9 protein-coding genes, 1 pseudogene and 1 riboswitch are annotated in these 9,681 nt (G+C 65.0%); of the genes and pseudogenes, 3 read left to right on the top strand and 7 right to left on the bottom strand.

The window, feature by feature from the left end; genetic code table 11:
* Nucleotides 1-118 precede the first annotated feature (118 nt).
* Nucleotides 119-1,408, bottom strand: coding sequence for an adenylosuccinate synthase (locus ACFVVC_RS14600; protein ID WP_285247304.1), 1,290 nt, complete (start codon nt 1,406-1,408; stop codon nt 119-121).
* A gap of 270 nt (nt 1,409-1,678) precedes the next feature.
* A riboswitch (SAM riboswitch) is annotated at nt 1,679-1,783 on the top strand.
* 13 nt (nt 1,784-1,796) lie between these two features.
* Here ACFVVC_RS14600 and ACFVVC_RS14595 point away from each other — a divergent pair.
* Nucleotides 1,797-3,005, top strand: a pseudogene (locus tag ACFVVC_RS14595) (cobalamin-independent methionine synthase II family protein).
* Nucleotides 3,006-3,216: 211 nt separating this feature from the next.
* A complete protein-coding gene (locus ACFVVC_RS14590; RefSeq protein WP_387454534.1) occupies nt 3,217-3,849 on the top strand; it encodes a uracil-DNA glycosylase in 633 nt (210 codons plus the stop codon).
* Between the two features lie 83 nt (nt 3,850-3,932).
* Here the strand turns inward: ACFVVC_RS14590 and ACFVVC_RS14585 are convergent, their stop codons facing one another.
* The 3 genes from ACFVVC_RS14585 to ACFVVC_RS14575 form a co-directional block, all read right to left on the bottom strand.
* Nucleotides 3,933-4,352, bottom strand: a complete 420-nt coding sequence (locus tag ACFVVC_RS14585; RefSeq protein WP_387454532.1) for a DUF3151 domain-containing protein — start codon at nt 4,350-4,352, stop codon at nt 3,933-3,935.
* Entirely contained in the window at nt 4,353-5,372 is a 1,020-nt protein-coding gene (gene fbaA / locus ACFVVC_RS14580) for a class II fructose-bisphosphate aldolase (protein WP_387454529.1), read from the bottom strand.
* Between the two features lie 122 nt (nt 5,373-5,494).
* Nucleotides 5,495-6,151 carry a TrmH family RNA methyltransferase gene (locus tag ACFVVC_RS14575; RefSeq protein WP_387454526.1) on the bottom strand — a complete coding sequence of 219 codons (657 nt, stop codon included), beginning with the start codon at nt 6,149-6,151 and terminating at the stop codon, nt 5,495-5,497.
* Nucleotides 6,152-6,209: 58 nt separating this feature from the next.
* On the opposite strand from ACFVVC_RS14575, the gene ACFVVC_RS14570 reads away from it, so the two are divergent.
* On the top strand, nt 6,210-7,052 hold the full coding sequence (locus tag ACFVVC_RS14570; RefSeq protein WP_387454523.1) for an HAD-IIA family hydrolase: 843 nt from the start codon (nt 6,210-6,212) through the stop codon (nt 7,050-7,052).
* Here ACFVVC_RS14570 and ACFVVC_RS14565 read toward each other — a convergent pair.
* From ACFVVC_RS14565 to ACFVVC_RS14555, 3 genes are all read right to left on the bottom strand, one after another.
* Complete coding sequence (locus ACFVVC_RS14565) at nt 7,049-8,089, bottom strand: alpha/beta fold hydrolase (RefSeq protein ID WP_387454520.1); 1,041 nt, start codon at nt 8,087-8,089, stop codon at nt 7,049-7,051. The genes ACFVVC_RS14570 and ACFVVC_RS14565 overlap by 4 nt on opposite strands.
* A gap of 70 nt (nt 8,090-8,159) precedes the next feature.
* Complete coding sequence (locus ACFVVC_RS14560; protein WP_387454517.1) at nt 8,160-8,783, bottom strand: hypothetical protein; 624 nt, start codon at nt 8,781-8,783, stop codon at nt 8,160-8,162.
* A gap of 83 nt (nt 8,784-8,866) precedes the next feature.
* Nucleotides 8,867-9,640 (bottom strand): GAF and ANTAR domain-containing protein, encoded by a 774-nt coding sequence (locus ACFVVC_RS14555; protein WP_387454514.1) that lies wholly within the window; start codon nt 9,638-9,640, stop codon nt 8,867-8,869.
* Nucleotides 9,641-9,681 lie beyond the last annotated feature (41 nt).

Raw genomic sequence — 9,681 nt, 5'->3', positions numbered from 1 at the left:
TACAAGACCACCCGCGTTCCCGCTGTGAAACTTCGGGCCCCCCCCCCCAAACACCTGGGGCGGCCCACCTGCAACAGGTGGGCCGCCGCCGTCGTCTACCGGATTCCGCAGGGACGTGTCAGTCGTTGATGAGGTCGTTCACCACGATGGTCTGGTCACGGTCCGGGCCAACGCCAATAGCGGAGAACCGGGTCCCGGACAGCTTTTCCAGCGCGAGCACGTAGTTCCTGGCATTTTCCGGGAGGTCCGCGAGGGTGCGGGCGCCGGTGATGTCCTCGGTCCAGCCATCGAAGTACTCGAAGATGGGCTTGGCGTGGTGGAACTCTGTCTGCGTCATGGGCATCTCGTCGTGGCGGACGCCGTCGACGTCGTAGGCCACGCACACGGGGATCTGCTCGATGCCGGTGAGCACGTCCAGCTTGGTCACGAAGTAGTCCGTGAAGCCGTTTACGCGAGACGCGTGGCGGGCCAGGACGGCGTCGTACCAGCCGCAGCGGCGCGGACGACCGGTGTTGACACCGAACTCACCGCCGGTCTTCTGCAGGTACATGCCCATCTCGTCGAAGAGCTCGGTGGGGAACGGGCCGGCCCCCACACGGGTGGTGTAGGCCTTGATGATGCCGATCGAGCGGGAAATCCGGGTGGGACCGATGCCGGAGCCCACCGACGCGCCACCGGCCGTGGGGTTGGAGGACGTCACGAACGGGTAGGTTCCGTGATCAACGTCCAGGAACGTTGCCTGGCCGCCTTCCATCAGGACTACCTTGCCCTCATCCAGGGCAGTGTTCAGGACCAGGGTGCTGTCGATGACCAGCGGGCGGAGGCGGTCGGCAAAGGACAGGAAGTACTCAACGATCTCGTCCACCACCACGCCGCGGCGGTTGTAAACCTTGACCAGGAGTTCGTTCTTCTGGCGCAGCGAGCCTTCCACTTTCTGGCGGAGGATGGACTCATCGAAGACGTCCTGCACACGGATGCCCAGCCTGGCCACCTTGTCCATGTAGGCGGGGCCAATGCCGCGGCCGGTGGTTCCGATGGCGCGGCTGCCGAGGAAGCGCTCGGTCACCTTGTCCAGCACCTGGTGGTAGGGGGCCACCAGGTGGGCGTTGGCAGATACCCGGAGCCGCGAGGTATCGGCGCCGCGGGCCTGGAGTCCGTCGATCTCCTGGAAAAGGGCTTCGAGGTTCACCACGCAGCCATTGCCGATGATAGGGACCGCGTTGGGGCTGAGAATGCCTGCGGGCAGCAGTTTGAGTTCGTACTTTTCACCGCCTACGACGACGGTGTGCCCGGCGTTGTTGCCGCCGTTGGGCTTGACGACGTAGTCAACACGGCCGCCCAGAAGGTCGGTGGCCTTGCCTTTTCCTTCGTCGCCCCACTGGGCTCCTACGATCACAATTGCTGGCATGGGATCCTCCCCCATTCGTTCGGGCTGCCCGGGGCCGGCCGCGGGGAGCGGACCTGCGCAGCACCGTTCATGAGAATGCCCCGAACAGACCGGCCTTCGCCGGACCGCAGGGCGGCGCAGCGATGGAAGAGTTCCGGGGCTCTTACCACCCAAGTTTAGCGGATCAGGCACTTTGTCCACTCGATGGGCCCGCCGCGGCCCCGCAATTGCAGTCAGACACATTCTGAACCGCGTTTGCCTCTGACCACGCTCCTGGATTTAGGTGGGAGTGGACCATCCGGAGCGGCTGAGAGACCTGGCTCAATGACGCCGCAGCAACCACGGTCCGGCAGGAATTCTGCCGGCCGATGGTGCTACTGCCAGGACCGATGGAAAGGAAGATTCCAGCATGCCCCTCAACACCGACCACATTCGTGCCACCCACGCCGGGTCCTTGCCCCGCACCCCTGAACTCATCGCGGCCAATACGGCAAAGGAATCCGAGGGGGTCACCCCCGCGTTCCTGGAGCTCCTGGAAGACTCCGTTGTGGACGTGGTGCAGCGCCAGAAGGACCTGGGAATCGACATCCCCAACGACGGCGAGTATGGGCACACGATGTCCAACTCCGTTGATTACGGGGCCTGGTGGAACTACTCCTTTGCCCGGCTCGGCGGCCTGGAGCCGACGAACGTGGACCGGTGGGCAGAAGCCGAAGTACGGCGTTCCTCCCCCGGAAATGTTGTCCTGACATCCTTCCCCGACCGGCGGGACCGGCAGGCCTTCAACGAGGCGTACAACGACCCTTCCTCCGGGATACTCGCGCACCGGAAGAGCGTGTCCCAGCCCAAGATCGCCGGGCCCCTGACCTATACCGGCCATGACCTGGTGGCCTCGGACATCAAGAACCTGAAGACCGGGCTCGCGGCGGCCGGCCTCACCGGAGGGTTCGTGGCGTCCCTCTCCCCCGGTTCCTGCGCCCGCGTAGCCAACGAGTATTACAAGAACGATGAGGAACTCGTCTACGCCTGCGCAGATGCGATGCGCGAGGAATACAAGGCCATCATCGACGCCGGCCTGACGGTCCAGCTCGACGATCCGTGACTGGCCGAGAGCTGGGACCAGATCAACCCGGAGCCGTCCCTGGAGGACTACCTGAAGTTCATCCAGCTGCGCGTGGAGGCCACCAACTGGGCGCTGCGGGACCTTCCGCAGGAACAGATCCGGCTGCACGTCTGCTGGGGCTCCTGGCACGGTCCGCACACCACGGATATCCCGTTCGCGGACATCATCGGCTCAGTGCTGCAGGTCAACGCCGGCGCCTACTCCTTCGAGGCGGCCAACGTCCGCCACGAACACGAATGGCGGGTCTGGGAGGACACCGCACTTCCTGAGGGCAAAGTGATCATCCCCGGCGTAGTCTCGCATGCCACCAACGTGGTGGAGCACCCGGACCTCGTGGCTGACCGCATTGTCAGGTTCGCTGAACTGGTGGGCCGGGAAAGCGTGATCGCCTCGACCGACTGCGGCCTGGGCGGCCGGGTGCATCCGCAGATCGCATTCGCCAAGCTTGAGGCGCTGGGCGAGGGTGCCCGCCGCGCCACCAAGCGCCTCTGGTAGGTATCCGCCCGTTCCGGGAGTGACCGCCGGTCCAACGCGCCACGAATGAGGTGCGCTGGACCGGCGTTTCGTTTCCCCGGGCTTGGTAAACTGGCAGAGGCCGACCCGGAATCGGCCCACCCCAACTAACCACCGTTGAAGAGCTGCGCCGCCGTGCGCCCATTTTCAGCGGTGGACGCAACATCAATCCCCGCAGGAGAACCAGCCCTTCATGACCGCACTGGCCCCCGAAACATTCCACGAACAGCTCATGAGCCGCCGCTACGAACCCAGCGTTGCCGCTGTCAACGAGCTGTGTGATTCCCTGCAGGAAGCAAAGCCCGGAACCGTGGTGCCCTACGTGGACCCCATGCACGATGTTGAGGAATGCCGCATCATCAGCCTGTACTCCAACATTGGCGAGATGGACCAGTCCGGTTTCATCACCGCCGGTGACCAGGACGCCGCGACCCGCATGCTGGGCATCCAGTGGAAGCTGGCCCTGCGCCCGGAATTCGTGATGCCCTGGAATGTCCACCCGTGGCACGTCCCGGGCGAGGCCAACGGAAAATTCACCCCGGACCAGGTGCAGGCCGGTTTGAAGCCGCTGCTGAAGTTCCTGGCCCTCGTCCCCCGCGCCTCCGTGATCGTGGCGCACGGCACCGAGGCCAACCGCCTGGCCAACCTGCTGCTGAAGACCGAAGTTCCGCTGCTGTGGCGCCGAGGCCTCAAGACCTACAAGGTCCGCTCCCTGAGCGGACGCGCCTTCGCCGGTTCCCCGGCCCGCCAGGAGGAGTTCCTGGCGGACATGCGCACGGCCTACGCCGACGCCATGGCACGCACCGGCATCGCCCAGCAGGCCTAGGGTTTTTCGACAGGCTCAACCACCGACGACGGCAGGTCACCTTCCCTGGGAAGGTGACCTGCCGTCGTCGTAATTATTCGAATCTAGCCCTCGATGGCTGCCTTCGCCGCGGGGTCCGAGTCGTTCAGGAACTTCTCGATCCGCTCCGGCTCGTCAGCTTCCCCGATAGCCGAGGAAGCCCTGCCCAGCGAGTAGAGCGCACGCAGGAACCCGCGGTTTGGCTCGTGCTCCCACGGGATGGGCCCGACGCCGCGCCAGCCGTTGCGGCGCAGCGCGTCCAGTCCGCGGTGGTAGCCCACCCGGGCGTACGCGTAGGAGTCGATGGTGCGGCCCTCGGTCCACGCTTCCTCAGCCAGGATCGCCCACAACAGCGAGGACGTCGGGTGCTTTTCCACCAGGTCCAAGGCCTCGTGGCCGGCCTCCAGCTGCGCGTTGACCTCGGTTTCGGCAGGCAGGAGCGTGGGCTCAGGCCCCATCAGGTTCCTGCGGAACTCATCCGACATTTAGAACGTCTTTCCGGCCGAACCGAGCTGCTTGGTGGCTTCCACCACGCGGGCCGCCAGGCCGGCTTCGGCGGAGGCGCCCCAGACGCGGGGGTCGTAGGTCTTCTTGTTGCCTACTTCGCCGTCGACCTTCAGGACGCCGTCGTAGTTCTTGAACATGTGGTCGGCCACCGGACGGGTGTAGGCGTACTGGGTGTCGGTGTCGATGTTCATCTTGATCACGCCGTAGGAGACGGCGTCGGCGATTTCCTGGTCCGAGGATCCGGAGCCGCCGTGGAACACGAGGTCGAACGGGTTGTCCTTGCCGATTTTCGCGCCCACCTGGGCCTGGATGTCCTTGAGGATCTCCGGGCGCAGCTTGACGCCGCCGGGCTTGTACACGCCGTGGACGTTGCCGAAGGTCAGTGCGGTGATGTAGCGGCCGTTTTCGCCGGCGCCCAGGGCGTCGATGGTGGCCAGGGCGTCCTCGACCGTGGTGTAGAGCTTGTCGTTGATGGCGTTCTCGACGCCGTCTTCCTCACCGCCGACCGTGCCGATCTCCACCTCGAGGACCATCTTGGCGGCAGCCGTGCGCTGGAGCAGGTCGCGGGCGATGCGCAGGTTCTCCTGCAGGGTTTCCGCGGAGCCGTCCCACATGTGGGAGTTGAACAGCGGGTTGCGGCCGGCCTTGACCTCAGCTTCGGAAGCCTCAAGCAGCGGCAGGACGAAGCCGTCCAGCTTGTCCTTGGGGCAGTGGTCCGTGTGCAGGGCGATGTTGACGCCGTAGTTCTTGGCAACTTCGCGGGCGAAGGCTGCGAAACCCAAGGAGCCGGCAACCATGTCCTTGGTGGAGGCGCCGGACCAGTAGGCGGCGCCACCGGTGGAGACCTGCACGATGCCGTCTGACTCCGCCTCCGCGAAGCCGCGCAGTGCCGCGTTCAGCGTCTGCGAGGACGTGACGTTGACGGCGGGGAAGGCGAATCCGCCCGCCTTCGCGCGGTCGATCATCTCGGCGTAGATCTCTGGGGTTGCAATGGGCATGCTGGCTCCTCTGCTGAGTTTCGTCTGTGGGTGGATGACCCTCAAGTAGACCGCTTACGGCTAGGCACCATCCTAGCCATTCCCGGGCTGGCAGGGTGTTTCGGGTCACCGGTCGGTAATACTCAGACGTGCTGGCCGAAGACGTGCCGGCGGACCCAGGCGTGCATGGCGATGGCGGCTGCGGAGGCGGCGTTGATGGACCGGGTGGAGCCAAACTGCTCGATGGACAGGGTGGCGACAGCGGCCTCGTGGACCTCCGGAGTCAGGCCCGGGCCCTCCTGGCCGAAGACCAGCACGCAGTCCCGGGGCAGTTCGTAGGTCTCCAGGGGGACGGAGTCCGGGAAGATGTCGATCCCGATAATGGCGAGACCCTCCCCGTGCGCCCACTGGACGAAATCCTCCACGGTGGGGTGGTGGCGGACGTGCTGGTAGCGGTCGGTGACCATGGCACCGCGCCGGTTCCACCGCCGTCGGCCAATAATGTGGACCTCCTTGGCGAGGAAGGCGTTGGCGGTGCGCACCACCGTGCCGATATTGAGGTCGTGCTGCCAGTTCTCGATGGCCACATGGAAGTTGTGCCGCCGGGAGTCCAGCTCCGCCACGATCGCCTCGTGTTTCCAGTAGCGGTACTTGTCCAGCACGTTGCGCCGGTCCCCGTCCGCCAGGAGGTCAGGGTCCCAGTGGTCGCCTTCGGGCAATTCGCCCTCCCAGGGCCCGACGCCGACCTCCGCCTTGGCGGGTTCGGCATCCCCGGGCGCGTGGTTGGGTTCGTCTGTCATCCCGGGCGTTTGGTTCACCCTTCAACACTAGACTGGACCACTGGAGCATTCATCACCGGTGGAGGTAGACGTGGCAGAAGAAGTCCAGGCAGCAGGAAACCCCGCGGTTTACCGCAACGGCCAGGAGATTGAATGCTGGCTGACGGACATGGACGGCGTCCTGGTCCACGAGAACCAGCCTATTCCGGGCGCTGCGGAGCTGATCCAACGCTGGGTGGATACGTCCAAGCGGTTCCTGGTGCTGACCAACAACTCGATCTTTACCCCGCGCGACCTCGCCGCCCGCCTGCGCTCCTCCGGCTTGGAAATCCCGGAGGAGAACATCTGGACCTCGGCGCTGGCCACGGCCCAGTTCCTGAAGGATCAGGTGGGCGGCTCGGACTCCGGAAACCGCGCCTACACGATCGGCGAGGCGGGGCTGACGACGGCGCTGCACGAGGCGGGCTTCATCCTCACGGACCAGAATCCGGACTTCGTGGTGCTCGGCGAGACGCGCACCTACAGTTTCGAGGCGATAACCACGGCCATCCGGCTGATCCTGGCCGGCGCCAGGTTCATCGCCACCAACCCGGATGCCACCGGCCCGTCCAAGGACGGCCCCATGCCCGCTACCGGCGCCATTGCCGCCCTGATCACCAAGGCCACCGGCCGCGAACCGTACATTGTGGGCAAGCCGAACCCGATGATGTTCCGTTCCGCCATGAACCAGATCGACGCCCACTCCGAAACCACCGCCATGATCGGTGACCGGATGGACACGGACATCATCGCCGGCATGGAGGCAGGCCTGCACACTGTGTTGGTGCTCAGCGGCATCACGCACAAGGACGATATTGCCGCCTACCCGTTCAGGCCCAACCAGGTGCTGAACTCGGTGGCGGACCTGAAGAACCAGATCTAGAAGATACTCACCCGGGAGCCGCCCCGCGGCAAGGGGAAGTATTCATCCAGCAACTCCGTCAGGAGGGGCCGGTAGATCTGCGGGTTCCAGCCGGGGCTGGCGTGGGCCGGCGCGGCTCCGATGGTTTGCAGGCCGCTGGAGACCATGTTGTCTTTGAACGCCACCGCCCACGTCTCCGACGCGGTCTCGTAGTCGACGGTCTGGTCCTTGGGGTTGCCGAGATAGGCCATCTTGGCGGTTCCGAGCTGCCCCGCGAACTGGCTGCCTTCGAAGTGGTAGATGTAGGCCGACTCGGTTTGGATGAGCACGCTGGAGGGTGCGATCGGCGACAGTTGTTCGAGCGTCTGGTCCAGGATCTGGCGCCAGCTCCGCTCGTCCTTGTGGATGATCCGCTCCCCCAGTTCGTAGCCGCCGCGGAGGGTGGACGGGAACCTGAAGCCGCGCTCGTAGAGGAACACCACGCCGTCGAACCAGCTCTGGTCCAGGACGTCATGCGCACTGTAGGGGCTTGAGTCCAGCAGGATGAACTGCACCTGGATGCCTGCCACGGCAAGGAGCCGGGCGGCCACCTGGGTGGCCAGCATGCCGCCGAAGCTGTGACCGTAGAAGAACAGCTTGGTGATCTTCTCCACCGCTACGTACTCGGAGATCGCGCGGACCACCTCGGTGACGTCGAGGCCCAGGTTGGAATAGCCGACGGCGGCGAGCCGGGCCCGCTTGTTCAGCGAGCCGCGGAGGGTGTTGAGGATCCACTGGGCCTCTTCCCAGCTGGTTTTGTACCCGGGGAAGAGGAACCAGCAGGCGTCCGGGTAATAGGCGTCGGCGAAATCATCCGGGACTGGCAGGATTTTTGTGGTTTGGCGCTGCGACTGCACTTCACGGGTCAGCAGCATGTCCGCGGCGAGCAAACCGGAAGCCCCGGCGCCGGCGAGTAACGTCCGACGGGAAAAGCGTTTGAGGGCAGCGGCCTCCGCCAGCAGCCGGGCCTGGGGGACCCCGCGCCGGTTCTGTGGACCTGTCTCCCCCTCATACGGCACACCACTACCGTAAGCACACCTGAAGTAAACGCCGCAAGGAGCGGCACGTAACCATTCCGCGACGCAGCGGTCAGCTTGCCGCCTGGCCCTCCGTGGCGGGGAAAGGAGCCTGGGGTTTTTGCTGCCGGCGGATGATTTCCAGGCCGATGTCGTTGTAGCGGCCCAGCAGGTCCGCGCCGTCGAACGCCTGCGGGTTATCCAGCAGGGCGAAAACGGAATCGCTGGCGTTGAACAGTTCCTCGTCCGAATACTCGGCCAGTGGGCGGCCGTACAGGACTTCGAAGAAAATCACCGGCAGCTGCGGGAGCCCCTCGGCAAAGTCACCGCCGCCGGTGAACAGCTCCGTGACGTCGTCGTCCATGAGGAGCGGTTGGGTGGTCGAAGGGCCTTCGGGCTTGCGGCCGTAACTTGCGGACACAAGCTGGAGGGTCACCCCGGCGGACGGAAGGCCTGGCAGGGAGTTGGTGTCCATGGCGTTCAGGTCGCCGCGCAACCCGGACAGCGCGGATGATTCAATGAGGTCAGCCTGCGAAAGGTCAACACAGATGCGGCAACGCAGGCCCATCCGCCGAACACGTCGAATAATGTGGACGAGTTCCGCACGGGTGTCGTGGCGGAGGGTTCCCCGGACTTCAATCCGGACGATGTCAGCAGAGACATCGAGGTCAACAAGTGCGTCAAGCGCGCGGTCCATAGGTACTCCAAATGAGGTTCTATGGCCGACGGCTCAACCTCCGCAAGCGTAACCTCCAGCGGGAGCCCCGCACAAGCCGTCCCTCAGGCGCTCTGGCCCGGCCTGATGCTGCCCGGCTCCTGGTAGTGGGTGTGCGCGCCTGCGCCGCCGACGGAATCAACCAGCGACTTGGCGATGTCCCGCAGCTTGGTGTTGCTGTTGCTGGAGGCCTCCGTGAGGATTTCGACGGCGGCCGCTTGGCTGCAGCGGTTTTGCGCCATGACAATGCCGATGGCGATGTCGATGATGGTCCGCGATTCCAGGGTGGCGCGGAGATTGGAGGCGCTGTCCGCATGCAGTGAGAACCTGACCGCGAGGCGCAGCGCCTGCGAGATCTCCCTGGTGAAGTCCCGCGCACGGGCAGCCGCCTGGCCATCGAACTTGTGCGGGACATCCGAGTAGAGGTTCAGGGCAGCCTTGGCCTCGCCCTGCAGGTTAAAGGGCAGTGAGAGCACCGACCGAAGCCCGTGGGACGCAACCGCGGTGGCGTAGTCCGGCCCCCACCGGTCCTCCTGGAAAAGGTCCGGAACGTAGACCTCACGTTCGTCCTTTGCCGCAGTAAGGCACGGCCCCTGGGACAGGGAGTACTGGATTTCATCCACTTCCCGCGCCGAGTCACTGCTCCAGCCGATCGTGGCTGCCTTGCGGTCACGGAGCAGCGTGATGCCGCACAGGGCGTCGTCGCCGTCGCCTGCCATCTGGTGCGCGGAAAACCGCGCAAGCTCGTTGAGGAAGTCCTCAAAGTCAGCGCTGTCCAGGATCAGGTTCTGGACCTTGTCGGTAGCGCTCAAAGGCTGTTCTGTGGTGGGCAAATGCATGGTCTCCAAGCAACTGAAGGGTGATAAGGCAAATATTAGGT

Origin of the sequence: Pseudarthrobacter sp. NPDC058196, assembly GCF_042882685.1 — a bacterium.
In the GTDB taxonomy this organism is placed as follows: Bacteria; Actinomycetota; Actinomycetes; order Actinomycetales; family Micrococcaceae; genus Arthrobacter.
Note: the sequence above shows the minus strand (reverse complement) of the source record. Positions and strands in the feature narration are given on the sequence as shown.

What these genes read in the sequence shown, in the direction of transcription:
- ACFVVC_RS14590 (WP_387454534.1), top strand. Translation starts at nt 3,217, where the DNA reads ATGACCGCACTGGCCCCCGAAACATTCCACGAACAGCTCATGAGCCGC.
- ACFVVC_RS14555 (WP_387454514.1), bottom strand. Translation starts at nt 9,640, where the DNA reads ATGCATTTGCCCACCACAGAACAGCCTTTGAGCGCTACCGACAAGGTC.
- ACFVVC_RS14585 (WP_387454532.1), bottom strand. Translation starts at nt 4,352, where the DNA reads ATGTCGGATGAGTTCCGCAGGAACCTGATGGGGCCTGAGCCCACGCTC.
- ACFVVC_RS14600 (WP_285247304.1), bottom strand. Translation starts at nt 1,408, where the DNA reads ATGCCAGCAATTGTGATCGTAGGAGCCCAGTGGGGCGACGAAGGAAAA.
- ACFVVC_RS14560 (WP_387454517.1), bottom strand. Translation starts at nt 8,783, where the DNA reads ATGGACCGCGCGCTTGACGCACTTGTTGACCTCGATGTCTCTGCTGAC.
- fbaA (WP_387454529.1), bottom strand. Translation starts at nt 5,372, where the DNA reads ATGCCCATTGCAACCCCAGAGATCTACGCCGAGATGATCGACCGCGCG.
- ACFVVC_RS14575 (WP_387454526.1), bottom strand. Translation starts at nt 6,151, where the DNA reads ATGACAGACGAACCCAACCACGCGCCCGGGGATGCCGAACCCGCCAAG.